Here is a 21,882-nt window from a genome sequence, read left to right on the forward strand (position 1 = left end):
CCGGCCAAAGGGGCCGGGCGTTGCGTTTTTTATTGGAAAGCAGATCCGCTTAGTGCTGTACCATCAGCTTTTGCGAAGCCGTGCCGGTGGAGCCCGTGAGGCGTACCACGTAAGCGCCAGCGGCCACGTTAGCGGTGTTCAGCTCCACGCCGTCGCGCTGCAGCAGGGCAGCCGAAGCCGTGGTGCTTTGTACCACCTGGCCCAGCAGGTTCACCAGCTCCACGAGCACGGGCGTTTGGCTGCCAGCCGCCATGCGCACGGTTACGCGGTCTTCGGCAGGGTTCGGGAACAAGGCCAGCGACTCGGCCGAGAGGCGGGCTTTGGTTGACAGTACGGTGGGCAGGTCGAAGGCCGCTACCTGGTCGTTGATAACACGGCTGGAACCTTGCACGGCGCTAAAGCCCATGCCACGGCGGGCAAAAACCTGCCAGATCAGGGCCGAGTTGGCGGCGTTGTTGTTGAGCGAATCGGCTTTCAGAATGGCGTTACGGCCGTCGAGGAAGCCGGGTACGCAGGGCTGCAGCTTGCAGCCATCGAGCACCAGCTGCAGGCAGATGTTGTTGCCGCCCGTAGCCGCGTACAGGTTGGCGTTGTAGCCGTAGCGGTCAATCAGTGCCCAGTTCAAATCCCAAAGTGTAGCCGCCCAAATTTCGCCGATGGCGTGGGTTGCAGTGTGGGGGGCGATGCCGACTTTGGCGTAGGTGTGGTTGTTAATGGAGAAGTTAGTGGAGTAAGGCTGGAAGCGGATACCAGCGCCCGTGGTGGGCTGGTAGGTGGCGTAGTTGCCAATGCCGCGGGCCGTTGTGCCGTCGCTGCGGGTAGGGGTGGTCATCCACAGGCCAAAGAAGTCGCTCCAGCCTTCGCCCATGCCTTCGGTAGCCAAACCGTTAATGGAGCCTGGTACGCAACCCGCCTGGCCGGGGCCGCCGGTGAGGCGGTTGGAAATGCCGTGGCCGTATTCGTGGGCAATAATACCGTTGTCGAAGTCGCCGTCACGCTGGGAATTACGTGCCAGGCGCAGCGTGACGGGGTTGGCCGCTACGCTGGCCCGCAGCACGTCGCCGGTAGCCTTGGTAACGCCCAGAATAGGAATGGTAACCTGCGAAACCAGCGGGGAGCTGCTGAAAATTTGCGGAAAAGCGGTAGAAGTAACCGAATCGGCAATGATAACCGCGCGGGCACCAGCCGCTTGGGCGTTCAGCACCTGATCGATGTAGGCGCACTTGCGGCTCCGGCTAATGAGGGCAATGTTGTTGCTTATGGCCGCGGCATTCAGCAGCGTGCCACAGCCCCGGGCACCGTTGGCCGAGCCGTCGTTTACTACCACCAGGTTGCCGCTAACGGGACCCGAGGCCAGCAGGTCGGGGCCGAAAACGCCCAGTACATCGGTAGCGTTGTAAGTAGCCGGCGAGGGGGCCGTAACGGTAATGGGCCGCACGCCGGGCTGCTGCCAGCGGTACATCTGCATGCGCGGCCGCTGGCCGTCGACGGGAGTACCGAAGTTGGCGTTGTCGAAGCCGCCGCCGTCCTGGGCTTCGGCCTGCACCTCATCGTTACCCAAGCCCAAGCCCGAGTAGTTGGTGGTACGGAAGGCTCCGGCCTGTTCCGTGAAGCCGTGGCGGGCCATCACGTCGTGCATCAGGTTGTTCCACACAAAGAGGTTGGTGGTGGCGGCGCGGCGGTTTTGCAGAGGGGTACCGGTGGGCAGGTACGCGTCGTTGAACTCCAGGGTAGCGCCGCCGTCGGGGCTGTTGCTGGGGGTAGTGGGCAGGTTATCCGCGTTGGCATCCTCGTAGGCATGCACGTTGTTGCCGCGGGTGTAGGTGTATTCAGCGCCGGCAGTACCGTTTATATCATGCCAGCCAAAGGGCGAGGCCACGGCATCGGCGGGGTTGCTCACAAACGACTGTACGCCGTGCAGCGGGCTTTCTACGCCCAGTGCAAAAGAGTTGTAGGTGTTGGGCACGTTCGGGCGCTGCTCGTCGCCCACGGTGAGAGCCGCCGTAGCTCCCAGCAGGTCGGCCATGCGCTGTCCGCGTTGGGCAAAGCTCACGAGCTCGTGGTCCACGAGGTCGACTTTATCGAGCAGGGTGCCGTTCTGCGCGTCTACGCGGGCGCTCCAGTAATGGTCAGCCGTTTTGGTGTACAGTTCTACGTCCCATACCAGGGCCAGCGTGCCGTCAGGGCGGGGCAGGTACATCAGCTTCACCCGAATGGGTTCCAACGAAATACCGGCGTCGTTAAAGCGCAAGCCAGCCGTAATGCTGCCTTCGCCCTGGCGCTGCAGGCCCATAGGCGGCGGCATGTTCAGGGCACGGGCGGCTGCGGATACGGCCTGTTCGGGCGTGAGGGTGGGCGCCACGGTGCGAGCCGCCTGGGCGGCCTGCCCCACAAAAGAGCTGTGAGCCAGGGTTACCCGGCCGTTGCGGTCAAGGTGAACATCGGCTACTGCGCCATATACCTCAATGCCCAACACGCGCTGGCGCAGGTATACGTGGGTAACGCCGTTGTGGGAGTCGGTATACTGGGAGGTAACGGCCGGATTGGCCAAGTCCGCTTCGGTCAGGCCAAACTTGGCGCGCTGAGCCGAAAGGTGACTGATGGCTTGGGTGAGCGGAGCCGGGCTTTGGGCCAGACCAAGCGTGGGTACGGTGAGGGCAGCGGCAACCACCAGCGAACGGCCGTACTGAGTAAAGCTGTAAGTCATTGAGAGAATTTGAGGATAGCACCAATTCCCCACCGCCATGGCGGGGACTTAAAGATAAGCACGACAGGCGATATATCCGAACAAGCGTTTGGTGGGTATGGCGTTAAAATGCCAATTCAATTGCAAATACGTTAAGCCGAATGCGAAAACGTTGTCAACTTGCTAACGGCATCCCACAGTACCACGCCCACGGTTACCGAGACATTGAGCGAGTGTTTGGTGCCGAACTGTGGAATTTCAACCGCCGCGTCGCACACCGCTAGCACTTCGTCGTCGACGCCGAAAACTTCGTTCCCGAACACCAGCGCCAGGGGCTTGCCCGCTACCGGCCGAAACTCGGGGAGCAATATGCTTTGGTTGGTTTGCTCCACGGCTACCACCTGCCAGCCTTCCTGCTTGAGCTGCTGCACCAGGGCCGGTACGTTGGGAGCATGTTCCCATGGCACCGATTCGGTGGAGCCCAACGCCGTTTTGGTGATGTCGCGGTGCGGCGGGCGGCCGGTTATGCCACCCAGCCACAGCTTTTGCACGGCAAAGGCGTCGCAGGTGCGAAACGCGGCCCCCACGTTGTGCAGGCTGCGCACGTTATCGAGCACCACGCACAAGGGGAATTTCTCTGTATTTTTGAAGTCCTCAACCGAGTGACGGTTCAGTTCCTGGATGGTTAGTTTCCGCATTTTCGTAAGCCCAAGCCGCCGCTCGGGCAAGCAACAGAACGATACCGCCCGAACCCACTGTTCAGACGAAGCCGCAAGCTAAACCGAAGGGAAACGAAGTTCAGCTTACGCCACACTTTTAACCGGCAAAACCACTTCCTCGCACCCCACACGAGGCTGCTTTGCCGCCGCTAATCGCACGATCCTCCGCAGGTGAAACCTACTACCGCTAAGAAACCCGTCCGCACCCACGGCACCCTCGGCCCCGCCCCCGTGGCCGATACGCCGCTGATGAAGCAGTACTACCAGCTCAAGCAGCAGCACCCCGGCGCGCTGCTCCTGTTCCGGGTGGGCGACTTCTACGAAACCTTCGGGGAGGACGCCGTCACGGCCGCCCGCATTCTGGGCATCGTGGAAACCAAGCGCGGCGCGGGCACGGCTTCGGAAGTGGCCCTGGCCGGCTTCCCGCACCACTCTCTCGATACCTACCTGCCCAAGCTGGTGCGCGCCGGGCAGCGGGTAGCCATCTGCGACCAGCTCGAAGACCCCAAGCAGGCCAAGGGCCTGGTGAAGCGCGGCATCACGGAGCTGGTAACTCCCGGCGTGAGCCTGCACGACAACGTGCTGGAGCGCCGCTCGAACAACTACCTGGCCGCCGTGCACTTCGGCAAGCAACAGGCCGGCATTGCCTTCCTCGACATCAGCACCGGCGAATTCCTGGTGGCCCAGGGCGACGCGGGCTACCTGGGCAAGCTGCTGCAGAACTTCGCCCCCGCCGAGGTGCTGCACTGCAAAACCAGCCGCCGCGACTTCGAAAGCCACTTCGGCCCCGACTTCTGTACCTACGCGCTGGACGAGTGGGTGTTCGGGTTCGATTACGCCCACGAGTCGCTCACCCGGCACTTCAAGACGACTTCGCTCAAGGGCTTCGGCATTGAGACGCTAAACGAGGGCATTGTGGCCGCCGGCTGCATTATGCACTACCTGGCCGAAACCAAGCACGACGACATCAACCACATCGGCAGCATCGCCCGCTTGGAGGAAGACAAGTATGTGTGGTTGGACCGTTTCACGGTGCGCAACCTGGAGCTGCTACAGGCCCAGCACGCCGGTGGGGTGCCGCTTATTGAAGTGCTCGACCAAACCCTCACGCCGATGGGAGCGAGGCTGCTGCGCAAGTGGGTGGTGCTGCCCCTGAAAGAAGCCGCCCAGATTCAGCGCCGCCTCGATACCGTGCAGGCCCTGCACGAGCAGCCGGAACTGCTAGAGGCCATGCGCGACCAGCTGCGGCAGATCAACGACCTGGAGCGCCTGATTTCCAAAGTAGCCGTGCGCCGCGTAAACCCGCGGGAGCTGCTGCAGCTCAGCCGCGCCCTCGAGGCTCTGGGGCCGGTGCGCGAGCTTTTGCAGGCCAGCGGCGTACGTGCGCTGCAAAAACTAGCCGACCAAATCAACCCCTGCGACGCGCTGCGGCTGGAAATTCAGGCCAAAATCCGGCCCGATGCCGGTGTGCTCACCAACCAGGGTAACGTCATTACCGATGGCGTGGACAAAGAGCTGGACGAGCTGCGCGCCATTGCGTATTCGGGCAAGGACTACTTGTTGCAGCTGCAGCAGCGCGAGCAGCGCAGCACCGGTATTTCGTCGCTGAAAGTGGCCTACAACAAGGTGTTTGGCTACTACCTCGAAGTCACGAACGCGCACAAGGATAAAGTACCTACGGAGTGGATTCGGAAGCAGACCTTGGTAAACGCCGAGCGCTACATAACCGAGGAGCTGAAGGTGTACGAGGAGAAAATCCTGCACGCCGAGGAGCGCCTGTTTGTAATTGAGCAGCGCCTCTACGACGAGCTGGTACTAACCGCCAACGAGTACCTGGCGCAGGTGCAGCAGAACGCCCGCACCGTGGCCGTGCTCGACTGCCTGGGCTCCTTCGCCGCCACCGCCCGCCAGCACCGCTACGTACGCCCAACGGTGGACGACGGTACGCTGCTCGACATTAAACAGGGCCGCCACCCGGTAATTGAGCGGCAGCTTCCGCCCGGCGAACAGTACATCCCCAACGACATCCGCCTCGACCGCGACGAGCAGCAGATCATCGTCATTACCGGCCCGAACATGGCCGGTAAATCGGCCCTGCTGCGCCAAACGGCCCTCATTGTGCTGCTGGCCCAAATTGGTTCCTTCGTGCCTGCGGAAGCCGCCCACGTGGGCGTAATCGACAAGGTGTTTACCCGCGTCGGCGCTTCCGACAACCTATCTAAGGGCGAAAGCACGTTCATGGTGGAGATGACCGAAACGGCCTCCATCCTGAACAACCTTTCCGACCGCAGCCTCGTGCTGATGGACGAAATCGGCCGTGGCACCAGCACCTACGACGGCATCAGCATTGCCTGGGCCATTGTGGAGCACCTGCACAACAACCCCAAGGCCCGCGCCAAAACGCTGTTCGCCACGCACTACCACGAGCTCAATCAGCTTTCGGAACAATGCCCGCGGGTGCGCAACTACAACGTGGCCGTGAAGGAAGCCGACGGCCGCATTCTGTTCCTGCGCAAGCTGCAGGAGGGCGGCTCCGAGCACAGTTTCGGCATTCACGTGGCCCGCATGGCCGGCATGCCGCCTGCCGTGGTGTTGCGCGCCAACGAAATCATGCACCACCTGGAAGAGGAGCGGGCCCAGGTAGCCGATGCACCCGAACTAGAGTTAGTAGAAGCTGAGCCGGCCGTGAGCAGCAACGGCCGCACCAAGCAGGGCCCCCAGGCCCGCCCAGCCGCTCCCGTCGCTTCGGCGCCGCGTCCCACATTGCAACTCAGTATGTTCGAGCCCGCCGACCCCGTTTTGGAACGCCTGCGTGAGCAGCTTCAACACTTGGACATCAACACGATGAGTCCGATTGAAGCCCTCCTAAAGCTCAACGAACTGAAGCTGGCGCTAACCAAGAAAAGCTAACGGGTATAGTCGAGCTGTGAAAAAATGTGCCTGAAAATGAAGTAGAAGCAGTTTCTGTAGAAATTTTTTGCCCCTGCCTCTTGACAAAATAAATTTTCGCTGTACCTTTGTCGCACCATTAGCCACTACGGTGGTTGACTCAAGCGAGAGTAGCTCAGTTGGTAGAGCGCGACCTTGCCAAGGTCGAGGTCGCGAGTTCGAACCTCGTCTCCCGCTCAAAAAAGGACGTTGCCCAGGCAGCGTCCTTTTTTACTTTAGTGCAGGTCCGCTGCACCGGCCGGAGTGGTGGAACTGGTAGACACGAGGGACTTAAAATCCCTTTTCCGCAAGGAAGTACGGGTTCGATTCCCGTCTCTGGTACAATTGGCCGTAATGGCCGTAATGGCCGCAAAAAGCCGAATAGGCCCTAGGTTTTCAATGCAGAAACCCAGGGGCTATTCGGCTTTTTGGCATTTCCCGCCTATCAACCTTTCACTACGGGAGCTACTAGACAACCGTTATGCTGCGCACGCTTGTGGAATCTACGGGCGCAATGACCTAGCGGGAGGAGGGCTGGCATGGCGATACTGTGGGTTGCTAGCCTTTGGCAAGTTTGCCAGTAGTGCTAAGGCTTGCTGTTATCTAACCAGATTGATTGGCGGAAGCGGGTGGTGGAGTACTACCGATCAAGGTAACAGTGAGGGAAAGGAGTGTGGAGCGAAGGCACATAAGTGGTAATGATGAAAGGAACTGTAAATCATTACCCAAACTTCACGGCTGGTTTAATCTAAGGACAGAAGAATCTCTTGCACTTCATCTGCAATACGATTAACGTACGTCACCAGAGCGAGACAATGGTAACGGCTTCTGCGTTTTCAGTCTTAGGTAGATGCAGACTTGGTAAATGCGTTTGCTCCGCATGGAGCCCGGCAGAAGTCGGGTTGATTAGATATCGGTAGCGTACTCCCTGCCTGGGCGTTTCGTCAATTCGTAGGGCGGAAGCGGGCCGCTGCTTGACGATAAAGAACTGTGTGGTCGAGGTAATGTATCCTGGGCTATGCGACAGTATTGGGCCGGGCTGCTGATCGAGCAGCCATTGCGCCGCCGCATGCGCGTTGCTCGCATAAGAAAATCGCAGCTGATTCGACTTATACAATTGCCCTAGCTGTACGCTGGCCCACAGCCCTGCGCCACAGCCCAACACGATGGGCAAGCGGCGACCCATGGCACGGTACTGGTGCAGCAGCCAGTCCAACTCGATGCCCACTAGCACGAACATAAAAGCTGCTTTGAACAAAAAGGCCCGGTCTGGCGCCTGAACACGTTGGGCAATCATGAGTAGGTAGGGCACCAGCAGAAACCACAGGCTGGCCATGCCCACAGAAAGCACGCGCTTCGTTTGGTACTCCGCCAATCGGCCCGTGCGCGCGGCATATACCAGCAGCAAAAAGCCGATGACAACGAGGCCTGCCGCAAAGGAGCCTACGTGAAACGAGGCCAACACCCCATTGTGTGACTCGCCTAACAGCGCCCCTTCCACGCGGAACAGATACGTCGGTAATTCTTTGAAGAAGCGTGCCATTGCCAGGGGCTGAACAAACTTGTTGTGCACCAACGCCCGCGGCCCTGAAACCAACAGCACGGGCGTGTACAGCAGCACCGCGCCCAACACCGTGGCTGCTCCCACCAAGGCGAAGCTAATCAGGCGGCTGCTTTCGCCCTTGCGGCACAATTGCCACCCCAACCAGCTGTAGGCCGCTACCAGGAAGTAAGCGAAGGTGGGTACAGCGTACAGGCCCAATATACCGACCACCAACAAGCCCAACCAGCACACCGTGTGCTTGGCCTGTGACTTAGCCAGGGAAAAAGAGCAGAAGAAACCGAGGCTGCAACAGACGAAAATCAGCGCATAACCCCGGCCTTCCGCCGCGTAAAACAGGCTTAATTCCAGGAAGCTAAACAGGCCGGTGGCAATGGCCGCAATACGAAAATTGGTCAGGCGCAGGAGGCCTAAAAACCAACCGATAGTACCAATGGTGCTTACAAGCAGTATTGGCACCCGCATACTCCACCAATACCCAGGATAGAGCTGATAAAACAGCCAACTGATGGTATTGCTCAGGATATGGTTGTTGGGCACCGGGTAGTAGCTGGCCACAACAATCAGCTTTTCCTGCACAAAGGAACTATAGGAGGCAATATCGTCGAACGTATGCAGCAGTAGGCTTATAACAAACCGGATGGCTGTTAGCATCAGCAATGCTCCCAACGCTATTTGCCTCTCCCTGCGTGGGAGCAAAAACCAAGCAACGGTTAAGCTGCTGCCTATTTCTTTTAATTCTGAGGGCCAGTCGGAATGACTTTCACTAAAAGGTTTGCTAAACGCAAATAGCACTAATCCGCCTAAAAAAGAAAAGGCGGCAGCCATTGCACCAAGCACTAAAGACAATTGCTCAAACCTGGTTATCAGGTTGTCGCCGGTCCATCTTTGGGATAGCGCCGCTAGATCAAATAAGTCTTGTTCGTTAGCTGTATACAGGACAATTGCTGTATAAATGCAACAAGTCGCGAGAAACCAGAAGACAAAAGCTACTACCGCTTGAAATTCTTTTGTAGGACTTTTTATTATATCATTTGGCATTAGATCCTATGATTTTAAGTATTTACTAACAGTGCTGGATACCACTTCCAGAGCTTTGCCAATTACACGGTATGAGGGGTCGGCCTCTAAGCCGTTGGATGTGTTACACCATGGAAGTATTCACTATTGTTGGTCGGCTCAACTTGACTCCTTATGCTTTGTCAAGCCCACCTTAGTTCTCTCACCGAGGCGTACCTGTTCCTGTTTGGCAAGGGCCGCGAGGATGACAATGATGCCATCTTTTAAAATACTGGTGCTGTCTAAGTACTGCTCGGTATAGCTTTTTAACTGCACGCTGGCGGCCGTCAATTTTTGAAGATGATTAAGCGTTCAGATCACGCCCTCGCGGTTGAAGCGGTCCAGTGCCTAGAACACCACTACGTCGAACCGGCGCTAGTGGGCGTTGGTGAAAAGTTGCTTGAGCTGGGTGCGCTCGGCCGTGGTTGTAGCATGCCTTTTGAAACCAATGCAAATAGGAGGACAATTAAGGTACCTGATGAAAAATAATATACGGTTGATGTATGGGAAGATGTTCATAAGAATACCGTTTATAGACACTAGGCTCACATGCCAAAAGGATATTGGAACGTACTGCTACTTGGCGGTTTTTCATAACACTTTTCTAGGCATCGGTTTTTATTACTAACGCCATCAGTCACGTCCGTCGGATTATCACTGCTAGGTTTCGCCTCTACTCCGACGTCGCCTGATAAAAGGCGGCCTGAGTACACACCATTTACTGCATGAAAATCACGAACTGTAACGAGGAGAATCTGGCGGTACTTGCGGCGAGGCACTGAACCGGCTGGTAAACTTTGCTTTCATGGTAACCATTAGGAAGGCCACTTTCGATCCGGTATACATCAAGTTCAGAATCACCATCTCTGGTACAAAAAGCCCTTTCTACAGCCGGTAGAAAGGGCTTTTTGTTATGTGGGATACTAAGCAAAATTGCTCCGGCAAGTCTTGGAGAAGGTGCAGGCTATTGCTCCGTTCAAGCGGTATTTCGACTAGCAAATGGTGGGCTATTCCACTGCTACCTGTTGACTCAAGGTTTTGCCGCTACCGGTGAGGCGAAGCGTGTAAAGACCGGATGGCAACTGCCCAAGGTCGAGCCGGAGGGTAGGGTTGGCATCGGGGCTGCTTACTGTGTGCTGTAGTACAGTTTGGCCGAAACGGTTATAAAGAGCGGCCTGTACCGCGTCTTGCCGCCAGCCGGTGGGAATAATCAGCGTTAGGTTGTCTTTAGCTGGGTTTGGGTAGAGCTGTAGTGTTTCGGGGCTGGCGCTGCCGGTAATGGGCAGGGTTTTGCTGGCGACATTAGCGTTTAAGCGCGCCACAAAGTTGCTGTTAGCCGGCCCAGCCAAAGCATGTGAACCGAACGCGACTGATCCGCTGAAAATACCTGCTACGGCGAGGTTCCGCTGAGCGCCCACACCCAATGAGGTGCCAAACGCGCTGCCAGTGCCGCCGTTGGTGTACTCGCGCTCCAAGGTGCCTTCGTCATCAAAAGCGGCGATGCTCAAGTAACTGGAAGGCGCCTCGTGATTAACGAGGGCATAAATGCCGGTTGTATTGCTAACGACGGCCATACCCCGGGAATCGGTGCCGATGGCGCGGGCCCACTGCGGCCGGCCGTTGCTGGTGTAATGAGCCAGAAAGGCGCGCAGATTGGGGCTGTCGGTGGTGGTAACGCTGCCGAAGCTGGCCGTACCCCGAAAGGTACCCGTGAGGTAGCAGTTGCCGTGTCGGTCGGCGGTGAGGCCGGCTGGCTCGGCTTCACCGAGTGAGCTGCTGGCCTGCTGGGCCCACTGCAGTTTGCCGTGCTTGGCTTTGATCTTGAGCAGGAAAATGGCGTTGCCGGGCGGGGCCTGCAGCAGCATAGCGCCGGTGGTGCTGAGAATTAGCTGCCCATGAAAGCTGCCGGTTACGTAACAATTACCTATGCCATCGGCCGCAATACCGGTGCCGGCGTTGTTCAGGAAAGAACTCATCGGTAGCACCCATTGCACGGTGCCGTTGGCATCGTAGGCGGCCGCGAAGATTTGCCGGGAACCCGGCCCGCGTAGGGTGAGGTGACCGAAAACAACGGTGGAGCCGCTAAGCCGGCCCGTGACAAAGCAGTTGCCGACCGCATCGATGGCCACGGCATTACCCCAACTGGCGTAGTCGGCCGAGCCGCCCTGGCGGGCCCACAGCACGGTGCCGTTAGGGGCGCATTTCGCCACGATGATTTGATCGAAGGTTCCGGTATGGCCGGGGTACAGCGTGGTGAGCGTGGCGCCGCCGGTGTGGTAGTTGAGCGTGCCCGAAAATCCGCCGGTGAGGTAGCAGTTGCCTTGCGCGTCCACGGCCAGGCCCTTCCCATAGGCATTGGCGCCGGCTCCGCCGATGTTCGTGGCCCAGAGCAGGGCACCGGTAGAGGTGTATTTGGCCAGAACTAAGTCGCTCTGGCCCTGGCTGACGAGGGTAGTGGCTCCCAGGGCCAGACTGCCGCTGAACGAGCTCAGCACATAACTGTGCCCAGTGGCGTCAACAGCTACGGCATTTGGGAAAAAGGGCGTTTGGTGAGCGTTTTGCCAGCTGGTCTGTGCCAGACACAGGTGGCCTAGAAAAATCAGGATAAAGGAGAGGAAATGAGCCTTCATAGCTGCTACGAGGATGGAATAGTGGGCTTGGAATGCGCACGATGCTGCTACTCCGTAGCTCGGAATACCTGCTTATCGTCCGCGGGAAACTCGGGTAAACGCCTTCAACACACCACAGCCGGAACATTGCTGCACCGGGAGCCGACCACCACTAGCCTATTTAATAGGTCACTTCAGGATGGTTAGGGGGAACCAATACCTCAAGGTATTCAAAGTCGCTTTTAAATCCAGCATAAAAGTGAATTAATTACAAAATAGGGCTGAACAAAGCGTATTAAAGAACAAAGCCCGCGCTTACAGCGCGGGCTCGTTGGGAGGCAGGGGTAGGGTTGGGGGAGCATCTGGGGGACCGTAGCTCCAAAGCAATGGCCCAAGTACCAGCACCGGCAGCGGCGAGACAATGAAATCGATTAGCCGGCGACCCAGGCGGTAGCTCCACTGCACGTCGCCGGCCAGCTTGCCGCCCAGCAGCAGCACCAGGCAGGCACAAAACACCAGGCCGTAAAGCAGCAGGGCCATGCGCAGGCGAGCGGGCGTGCGCAGCACCAACCAGAGCAGCAGCAGGCAGGCGCTGGTGTACACCAAGCTGTAACTGACCACAGCTGGCAAACTGCGTCCCGTTACCTGGCCGCTAATGCCCTGCTGCACGCGCTGCAGTACGCCATCGAGGCCCAGGGCTTGAAAAACGGCCAGCCAGCCACGGGTGAGCAGAGCAAATACCCGCTCATCGTACTGGCCCATCAGGAAAAGCAACAACACGATGCTCGCTATCAAAAGCCAGCGCAGGCGGTCTGAAGAAAAAATGGCGGACATGTGCTAAGCGGCGGCCGTGGGGGCGTCCGAGGGAGTGTAGCGCCGAACCCAACGCATCCAGAGGTAGAAGATAAACCCGTACACCACAAATGAGAACGTGTAGTGATGATTGAAATCGACGCTTTGGTGCGCGTAATGCTGGTTGAGCGCCAGGGCTACTACCCGCCCGATGTTCAGCAGGAAAATAAGCCCGATGCCCAACGGAATGTAGACCAGCTTGTGGCGCCAGGGACCGGGAAAAGCTATAATAAAGCCGGTAAACAGGGCATACAGCACCAGCCCGTTGCAGGGCGCACCCACGATAACCGCCGGACGGCCTTCTACCGCCAGCCAGGTGGGTTGCGGCAGGGAGGCATCAAAACCCATAGCGCGGAGTGCGGAGCCCGAAGTGCTAGCAATGTGGTTGCAGAGGGCCGCGTCGAGGCGGCCGTCGGGAGCCAGCCACTGCTCGTAGCCGAAAAACCACACGAGATACAGCGCGCCGGCCACTACCAAAAAGCGGCGCAGGGCGGGGGCGGGCAGGGCCACAGCGTTCATAAGCGGAGTAAGCAGAATTAGAGTCGGTAAGGTACGACGCTGCCGCCTTACCGCGCTACTGCGGTGCCTCACACGATGATGCGAGGCCGCATTATTATTCGAAGTAAGGGTAGCAGATATCCGGTTTCGGCGCACAAGTCCTGGTCAGATATAATCTGCTGCAGGCACTGCCCTGGAACGGCGCCGATGCGTTGGTCCATAAAGACTTATCCTTGGCCGGGTAAGTAGTCATTTATCCAGATTCATTCCCTATTTTTCTGAGCTGATTGCCCGACCGGCTTGTTTGCCCGGCGCCTTCTTGTCTTTTGTGAATGTGTGGTTTGCGGAACGGCTGTTAGGAACAGCCGAAAGCATGGTGCCCATTGCCTTTGACCGTAAGCGGGCTGTTTGCGCCAAGTTCTCTTTTCCACCCATACCCCTATTTCATGCACACACTTTTACGTACTGCAGGGCCCATCGGGTCCGTTCAGTTCGCTCCACCTCGAACAGGTAACGGGCCCCTGCGGCTACTAACGGCTGTGCTGTTGGTGCTGCTGAGCAGCTCGTCGGCCTGGGCGCAGCTAACGGGCACCAAAACCATTCCCGGCGACTACACCTCGCTGAGCGCCGCCATAACCGACCTGAACACCGCTGGTGTGGGCGCCGGAGGCGTTACGTTCAACATTGCGGCGGGCTACACCGAAACGGCCGCCAACCTGCAGATTACTGCTACGGGCACGGCTGCAAACCCCATCGTATTTCAGAAAACCGGCAGCGGGGCCAACCCGCTGGTAACGGCGGCCACGGGCAGCACCAGCACCACGCTGGACGGCATCATTAAGCTGGTAGGCTCGGATTACGTGACCTTCGATGGCATTGATCTGGCGGAAAACGCGGCCAATACGGCTGCGGCCGCGCAAATGGAATTCGGCTATGCCTTGTTCAAAGCCTCGGCTACGGATGGCTGCCAGAACAACGTGGTGAAGAACTGCGTGGTGACGCTGAACAAGACCAACGCCAACAGCATCGGGATTTTCGGGGCTAACTCGCTGGTAACGGCCACCACGGCGCTGACCGTGACCAATGCCACCGGCACCAACTCCAACAACAAGTTTTTCGGCAACGTGGTGACCAACGCCGCCACGGGCATTCAGCTGACGGGAAGCTCGGCGACGGGCTTTGCCGATAGCGGCAACGAGATTGGCGTAACGGCCGGCAACACCGTGGGCAACTTCGGCAGCTCCTCCACGAACTGGGGTGTGGGCGGCTCGAACCAGGTTGGGTTCAAGATCAGCGGCAACACCATTAACAGCACGCTGAACTACACCTCGGCCACGGCCTCTACGCCGGCGGCCGCTTCCACGGTAACCAGCACGCTGCGCGGCATCAACACCCCCTCGGGTACTTCGGCCAACATCGACATCACCAACAACACCATCACGCTGGCCAGCGGCGCCACCACCAGCCTCATGGTGGGCATCGACAACGGCGCGGGCAACACGGCGGCCGGCAACACGGTGAACATTACGGGCAACACGGTGACGGGCTGCACCTACGCCACGGCCACCACGGGCGCCTTCACGGGCATTACCAACTCGGCCACGGCCGCCACGGTAAACCTGAGTAACAACACCATTACCAACAACGTGATGCCGGGTACCGGTACCATGACGCTGATAGCCCACACCGCCACGACCCCTTCGGTGGTGGTTAATATCAACAACAACGTCATCAGCGGCAACGGCAAAACCCCCAGTGGCACCACGGCCGGCACCTCGCTGCTGTGCATCACCACGGGCACGGCCAGCACCACCATGACGGGCAATACCATTACCAACAATACCATCGTCACCTCGGGTACTTCCACGTCGACGGGTACGCTGGTGGGCCTGAACAGCACGGCCTCTTCCACTGTGCTCGAAACCCTGACCAACAACACCATTACGGGGCTGAGCATCAGCGGAACGAGCACTTCCACCAGCAGCGTTATCCGTGGCATTCTGACCAGCAACAACGGCAGCGCCAACGTGCAGACGCTCACGGGCAACGTCATTGGCGGCCTGAGCATCAGCGCCGGCAGCGGCACCGTATTAGGCATCAGCGTACCAAGCGGCGGCGGGCCCAACACCCTGATTGCGCGCAACAAAATCTACGACCTGAGCGCATCGGGCGCGGGAGCTTCCGTAACCGGCCTTCTGATTTCGGCCGGCGGCACCTACACGGTGGCCAACAACCTGATTGGGGACCTGCGTACGCCGGCAGCCACGGGTTTGCTGTCCATTAACGGCGTACAGGTAGCGGGCAGCACGGCCGTAAACGCGTATTTCAACACCATCTATCTGAATGCGCAGAGCACAGGCGCCACGTTTGGTACCTCGGGCCTGTACCTGAACTCGACTACCACCACGCTGGACGCCCGCAACAATATTGTGGTGAACAAGTCGACGGCTGTGGGCACGGGCGGCTACACGGCAGCCCTGCGCCGCAGCTCAGGCACGGCCGGCACGGTTCCGGCCAACCTGGCGGCCACCACCAATAACAACCTGTACTACGCCGGTACGCCCTCCGCCACGAACCTGATTTACGTGGAGGGAACCAGCACTGCCACCAACGCCCAGCAGACCATTGCTGCTTACAAAAGCTTTGTGGCCTCACGCGAATCGGCTTCGGTAACGGAAGACGTGGCGCTGCTGAGCACCAACGGGGCCGACGCCACGTTCCTGCACATTAACCCGGCCACGGCCACGCAGGTAGAATCGGGTGGGCAGGCCATCAGCGGCATCACCACCGATTTCGATAACGACACGCGCAACGCCACGACTCCAGATATCGGGGCCGACGAGGGCACCTTCACGCCCCAGGATTTGAGCGGTCCGACCATTACCTACACGGCGATCGGCAACACCAACAGCACGGCCAACCGCACGCTGGACGTAACCATTACCGACGCCAGCGGCGTGGCCACGGGCGCTAACGCCCCCCGCTTGTACTTCCGCAAAGGCAACAGCGGAGCTTACGCTTTCGTGAATGCCACGAGCGTGAGCGGCAACGTGTACACCTTCACCTTCGATTTCGCGGCCATCGGCGGCATTTCGAGCTTCGATGTAATTCAGTATTACGTAGCGGCTCAGGACAACGCAGGAGCCCAAACCACCAGCAGCAGCCCGGTGGGCGCCTCGGGCAACAACCCTCCCGGCACCACGTTCAGCGGTACGCCCAATCAGTTCTTTATACAGGGTGCCCTCAGCGGCACGTACTACGTGGGCACGGGCACCTCGCCCGTTCCGGCTCGTACATACGTCACCCTCACGGAAGCGGCAGCTGCTTACAACAACAATAACCTGGGCGGCGCGGTAACCTTCGCGCTGCTGGATGCGGCCTACTCGGCTACCACGGGCGAAACATTCCCGGTAGTGTTTAACGCCAACGCCGGTGCCAGCGCCACCAACACGCTCACCATTAAGCCCAATACGGGCGTAACGGCCAGCATTACGGGCAGCAGCGCGGCCAGCGCCGTTATTCAGCTCAACGGCGCCGACTACATCACGCTCGACGGCTCGGCGGCCGGTACCACTACCCGCGACCTGACGCTGACCAGCACCAATACCGGTGCTTCGGCGGTGGTATGGGTGGGCAGCCTCGGCGACGCGGCCGGTGCCACCAACATCACTATCAAAAACCTGAACGTGGTGGGCGGCAGCGTAAGCAGCAGCACTGCCTTCGGTATTTATGCGGCGGGCACCACCCTGAGCACCAGCGGTACCGGCGCCGACAACGATAACCTGGTTATTCAAAACAACGTCGTGAGCACGGCTTACTCGGGCATCCACGCTCGGGGTACTACTGCTGGGCTGCTTGATGGCTTGCAGGTAACGGGTAACGAAATCGGGGGCGCTACGGCCGCTACCACTGTTACCTTCCGCGGCATTGACGTGGTGGCCGCTACGGCCCCGCAACTCAGCCGAAACCGCGTGGTAGGCATGCAAACCACCAGTTCGATTAACATTGCGGCCATTGATTTGGGCGCGAACGTGTCGAACGCCGTTATCAGCCGCAACTACATCAGCAACCTGCGTTCCACCAGCACCAGCGGCTACGGTGCGTACGGCATTAACCTCTCGAGCACCACAGCCCTGACCGGTACCGAAATCAGCAACAACATGATTTCGGATATCATCACCGACGGCGACGGTACTTCCACCTCGTTTAACCCCTTCGGCATTCGGCTGGCGGGCGGCACGGGCACTAAGGTGTACTACAACTCGGTAAACCTGACGGGCGCTTTCACGAATACCACCACCAGCGACCTGAGCGCGGCCCTGATTGTTACCACCAACTCGGTAACGGGTCTGGACTTGCGCAACAACATTCTGGTGAACACGCTGACCGGCGGCACGGGCACCAAGAGCTACGCGCTGTATGCTACCACGGCCGCCAGCTTTGGCACCGTGAACCACAACGACTATTTCGTGAGCGGCGCCAACGGCGTGCTGGCCTACATTGTAAGCGACCGGGCCACGTTGGCCGATGTGCGCACCGCCACTACGCAGGATGCCAACTCGGTATCGGTTAATCCGCAGTTCACCTCGGCTACCGATCTGCACGTTACCTCCGTTGTGGACCTGAACAACACCGCCACGCCACTGGCCGGTGTTACTATCGATTACGACGGCGAAACCCGCTCGGCCACTACGCCCGATATCGGATCCGATGAGTTTGCCCTGCCACAAACGGCCGATCTGGCCCCGGTGGCCTTGGTTAGCCCTGCGGTAACCAGCGCCTGCTACGGTCCGGCCGAACCTGTAACTGTAACCATTCGCACGATTGGGGGCGCTGCCCTCGACCTGGCCGCCACTCCCGCTACGGTAACGGTGGTGGTTACGCCGCCCAGCGGCACTGCCCAAACCTTCACCACCACGGTGAATACGGGCACGCTGGCCAGCGGCGCTACGCAAAACGTAACCCTGCCCGGCACCCTGGACATGACGGCCGTGGGAACGTATTCCTTTGCCATTACGGCCACGGTGCAAGGCGACGTGAATAACGCCAACGACGTGCTGACTCCGGCTCCCACACGCACTGTGGTGGCCCCGGTAGCCGGTACACTGGCCGTAAGCACGGGCTCTATCTGCGTGAGCGGTACAGCCAATCTGACCCTTACCGGTTCGGCTAACGGCAGCATCCAGCTGCAGCAAAGCACCGATAACGTGACCTTCACGGACATCAGCGGCGCTACCAGTGCTACGTTTACTACTCCGGTCCTGACGCAAACCACGTATTTCCGGGCCCGCACGAGCTGCAACACGAACGTGGCGACGTCGAACGTGGTAACCGTAACCGTGAACAACCCGCAGGTAACCGGCACCAACACCCCGGTAGCCATTTGCGAAGGCGGCACGGCTACGCTCACCGCCACTGCTTCGGCCGGTACCACGTTGCGCTTCTTTGAAACCGCCACAGGCGGTACGGCCTTGGCTTCTACCGCCACGGCTACGGGTGCTACGTTTACCACGCCGGCCCTCACGGCTTCGCGGCAGTACTTCGTGGAAGCCACCAGCGGCGGCTCCGAAACCGTGGGCCGTCCGGCTCCGGTGGGAACCAGCAACACCACGGCCGCAGGTTACGGTTTGGTGTTTAACGCCAATTCGTCGTTCATGCTTGACTCGGTGGATGTGTACCCCGCAGGTGCTGCCGGCACTCTGGTGGTGCAGGTGCAGGATAACACCGGCACGCTGATTCCCGGCCTCACCACCAGCGTAGCTATTCCGGCAGGTACGGGTACCACGGCCTTCCGTATTCCGCTGAAATTTAATATTCCGGCTGGCACCGGCCTGCGCCTGATGGCCATCAGCAGCCCCGCCATGGTGCGCGAATCGGCGGTTGGCGGGTTCCCGTACAACTCACCCAGCGGCAACATAAGCATCACCGGGGGCTACCTCACCAACCCCACTTCCACCACTTACTACTACTTCTACAACTGGCAGGTATCAACGATGTGCGTGGGCACGCGCACCCCAATTCAGGTGAACGTGTCGGCCACGCCTACCGCCAGCCTGCCTGCCGCCACGGCAACCACCTGCAGCAACTCACCCTTCCAGTTGGCGGGTACGGTAGGTGGCTCGGCTACCGGCGGAACGTACACCAGCAGCGGCACGGGCACCTTCTCGCCCAACGCCACCACGCTGAACGCCACGTACACACCTTCGGCTGCTGACATAGCCGCGGGCTCGGTAACCCTCACGCTGACTTCTTCCGGCCCAGCAGTTTGCACGGCCGCAACAGCGCAGGTGGTACTAACAATTACGGCGGCTCCGCTGGCCAGCTTCAGCTACCCGAGCACGGGTACGTACTGTGCTGGTTCGGCCAACACCGTAACCCCCACGCTGGGCACGGGCGCCACAGCCGGCACGTTCTCCTCGACGACCGGCCTGACGCTGAATGCCACCACGGGCGTAATCGACCTGGCTACGTCGGTAGCGGGTACTTACACCGTAACCAATACGGTTACGGCCGGCGGTTGTGCTCCGGTTACTTCCACTACTACCGTCACTGTTGCACCGGCGGCTTCGGCGGCCTTTAGCTATGCAGCGGGCACGTACTGCGTCAGCGGCACGAACCCCACACCGATGGTGACGGGCACGACGGGCGGCAGCTTCAGCTCCACCACCGGCCTGAGCCTGAACGCCACCACGGGTGCCATCAACCTGAGTTCCTCCACGCCCGGCACGTACACCGTGACCTACACCGCTGGCACAACCTGTCCGGCTACGGCTACGGCTACGGTAACCGTGACTACGGCTCCGCTGGCGGCGTTCAGCTACGCTACGGGCACGTATTGCGCCGGGGCTACCGGCAGCGTTGCGCCCGCCTTCGGGACGGGCGCCTCGGCCGGCACGTTCTCCTCGACGACCGGTTTGACGCTCAATGCCACCACGGGTGCCATTAACCTGGCCACGTCCACGGCCGGCACCTACACCGTGACCAACACCATTGCCGCCAGCGGCGGCTGCGCGGCGGCCACGAGCACGGCCACCGTAACCATCAGCCCCGCAGCGGTGGCTAACGCGGGTGCTGCTGTAGCGTTCTGTTCGGGTGCTTCGGCCCAACTGGGCACGGCGGCCGTGACCGGCGCCACCTACCAATGGAGCCCGGCCACCGGCCTGAGCAGCGCCACCGCGGCCCAGCCCACGGTAACGCTGACCAACACCGGCACCGCGCCCACCACCCAAACCTACACCCTGACCGTAACCAACGCCGGCGGCTGCTCGGCCACGGCCACGGTAGCGGTGACGGTGAACCCGACGCCGGTTCGTCCCACGGTGAGCGTGCAATACACCACGCCGGGCACGGCGGTGTTGACCAGCAGCAGCGCCACGGGCAACCAGTGGCTCCTGAACGGCGCCCCCATTGCCGGCGCCACGGCCCCGACCTACACGGCCCAGGGCGGCACCCAGCCCGGCGCCTACACCGTGGTGGTGACCAACGCCACCGGCTGCGCTTCGCAAGCTTCGCTGCCGCTCACGGTAACTGCTACGGCTAAGCCGTTGGCGGGCACCAGCCTGCAGGTATACCCCACGCCCACGACCGACGGCAAGGCCACGCTCGAGCTGAGCGGCTACCGGAAGCCGGCCGAGTTGACGGTGCTCGACGCCACGGGCCGCGTGGTCTACCGCCAGGTGCTGGCGGCCGGCACCACGCGCCTGGCCCTGGACCTCTCGGCCCAGCCCACGGGCGTGTACCTGCTGCGCCTCACCACCGAGGGCGGCTCCGACACCCGCCGCCTCGTGCGCCAGTAACGCGGCAATACGTAGTTCAAAAAGCCCCGCTGGCAGTTGCCGGCGGGGCTTTTTTGTTAGGGGCAGAAGCACCGCCGCCGACAAAGAGAGCAGGGCCGAATGCATGAGCCGCAATAAGCAAATGAAGTCTTGTACCTTTAGCTTGCCGTTGTTTCTTGCTGTTATGCTCCCTTCTACTGCTTCCTCTGCCGACCTCGTTCAGCACTACCAACAGAAAATTCGGCAGGTTTCGGCCGAAGTCGGGAAGGTGGTAGTCGGACAGCAGTACATGCTCAACCGTCTGCTCATCGGCCTGTTTACCGGTGGCCATATCCTGCTCGAAGGCGTGCCGGGTCTGGCCAAAACACTTACCATTAGCACCTTGGCACAGGTGCTGCGGCTGCACTTTCAGCGCGTGCAGTTCACCCCCGACCTGTTGCCTTCCGATCTGGTAGGCACCATGATTTACAACCAGTCGCAGTCGGATTTCGAGGTAAAAAAAGGCCCCATTTTCGCCAACCTGGTACTGGCCGACGAGGTGAACCGTTCGCCGGCTAAGGTTCAGAGCGCCTTGCTCGAGGCCATGCAGGAAAAGCAGGTCACCATCGGCGACACCACATACCCGCTCGACCTTCCTTTTTTGGTGCTGGCCACCCAAAATCCCGTGGAGCAGGAGGGCACCTACCCCTTGCCCGAAGCCCAGGTAGACCGTTTCATGATGAAAGTGTACGTCGACTACCTCAAGAAGGCCGAGGAGCTGGAGGTAATGCGCCGCATGGCCAACCTCAGCTACGCCAGCGACGTGCAAGCCGTACTCAGCAAGGAAGACATATTCGGTATTCGGGGCCTGATCAATCAGGTGCAAATTTCCGATACGCTGGAGAAATACATCATCGAGTTGGTCTTCGCTACCCGCAAGCCCGGCGAGTACGACCTGGCCGATTACGCCCCCTACGTGCAGTACGGCGTGAGCCCCCGTGCCAGCATTGCCATTCACCGGGCCGCCCGCGCCGTGGCTTTCCTCGACGAGCGCGACTACGTGCTGCCCGAAGACATCAAGGAAGTGGCCGCCGACGTGCTCAACCACCGCATTATGCTCACCTACGAAGCCGAAGCCGACGGCGTGCGCACGCAGGACCTGATTGAGGCCATTCTGCGCAAGGTGCCGATCAGCTGAATCAATGACGGAATGAAT

Annotated in this window: 9 protein-coding genes and 2 tRNA genes; 5 read left to right on the forward strand and 6 right to left on the reverse strand. The window is 59.9% G+C overall.

Features of this window, described 5'->3' with window-relative positions:
- Window positions 1-49: 49 nt before the first annotated feature.
- Complete coding sequence (locus ABD903_RS11180) at window positions 50-2,707, reverse strand: M36 family metallopeptidase (protein ID WP_345224228.1); 2,658 nt, start codon at window positions 2,705-2,707, stop codon at window positions 50-52.
- A 131-nt stretch (window positions 2,708-2,838) separates the two neighbouring features.
- Entirely contained in the window at window positions 2,839-3,384 is a 546-nt protein-coding gene (locus ABD903_RS11185; protein ID WP_345224230.1) for an RNA methyltransferase, read from the reverse strand.
- Between the two features lie 192 nt (window positions 3,385-3,576).
- Between ABD903_RS11185 and mutS the strand changes: the two genes are divergently transcribed.
- The 3 genes from mutS (at window position 3,577) to ABD903_RS11200 (ending at window position 6,675) form a co-directional block, all read left to right on the forward strand.
- Window positions 3,577-6,315 carry a DNA mismatch repair protein MutS gene (gene mutS / locus ABD903_RS11190; protein WP_425555459.1) on the forward strand — a complete coding sequence of 913 codons (2,739 nt, stop codon included), beginning with the start codon at window positions 3,577-3,579 and terminating at the stop codon, window positions 6,313-6,315.
- A gap of 143 nt (window positions 6,316-6,458) precedes the next feature.
- A tRNA-Gly gene (locus ABD903_RS11195) sits at window positions 6,459-6,531 on the forward strand.
- A 60-nt stretch (window positions 6,532-6,591) separates the two neighbouring features.
- Window positions 6,592-6,675 (forward strand) — tRNA-Leu (locus ABD903_RS11200).
- A 457-nt stretch (window positions 6,676-7,132) separates the two neighbouring features.
- Here ABD903_RS11200 and ABD903_RS11205 read toward each other — a convergent pair.
- The 4 genes from ABD903_RS11205 to xrtX form a co-directional block, all read right to left on the reverse strand.
- The gene (locus ABD903_RS11205) at window positions 7,133-8,935 is read right to left on the reverse strand and encodes a hypothetical protein (protein WP_345224231.1); all 1,803 of its coding nucleotides are present in this window, start codon (window positions 8,933-8,935) and stop codon (window positions 7,133-7,135) included.
- A gap of 1,025 nt (window positions 8,936-9,960) precedes the next feature.
- Entirely contained in the window at window positions 9,961-11,583 is a 1,623-nt protein-coding gene (locus ABD903_RS11210) for an SBBP repeat-containing protein (RefSeq protein ID WP_345224233.1), read from the reverse strand.
- 294 nt (window positions 11,584-11,877) lie between these two features.
- Window positions 11,878-12,396, reverse strand: a complete 519-nt coding sequence (locus ABD903_RS11215; protein WP_345224234.1) for an XrtX-associated membrane protein — start codon at window positions 12,394-12,396, stop codon at window positions 11,878-11,880.
- A gap of 3 nt (window positions 12,397-12,399) precedes the next feature.
- A complete protein-coding gene (gene xrtX, locus ABD903_RS11220; RefSeq protein WP_425555460.1) occupies window positions 12,400-12,933 on the reverse strand; it encodes an exosortase X in 534 nt (177 codons plus the stop codon).
- Window positions 12,934-13,358: 425 nt separating this feature from the next.
- Between xrtX and ABD903_RS11225 the strand changes: the two genes are divergently transcribed.
- Together ABD903_RS11225 and ABD903_RS11230 are read left to right on the forward strand one after the other, a co-directional pair.
- Window positions 13,359-20,708, forward strand: coding sequence for a beta strand repeat-containing protein (locus ABD903_RS11225; RefSeq protein WP_345224238.1), 7,350 nt, complete (start codon window positions 13,359-13,361; stop codon window positions 20,706-20,708).
- Between the two features lie 163 nt (window positions 20,709-20,871).
- Entirely contained in the window at window positions 20,872-21,864 is a 993-nt protein-coding gene (locus ABD903_RS11230; RefSeq protein ID WP_345224240.1) for an AAA family ATPase, read from the forward strand.
- The last annotated feature ends 18 nt before the right edge of the window (window positions 21,865-21,882 follow it).

Source organism: Hymenobacter koreensis, from assembly GCF_039541855.1.
In the GTDB taxonomy this organism is placed as follows: domain Bacteria; phylum Bacteroidota; class Bacteroidia; order Cytophagales; family Hymenobacteraceae; genus Solirubrum; species Solirubrum koreensis.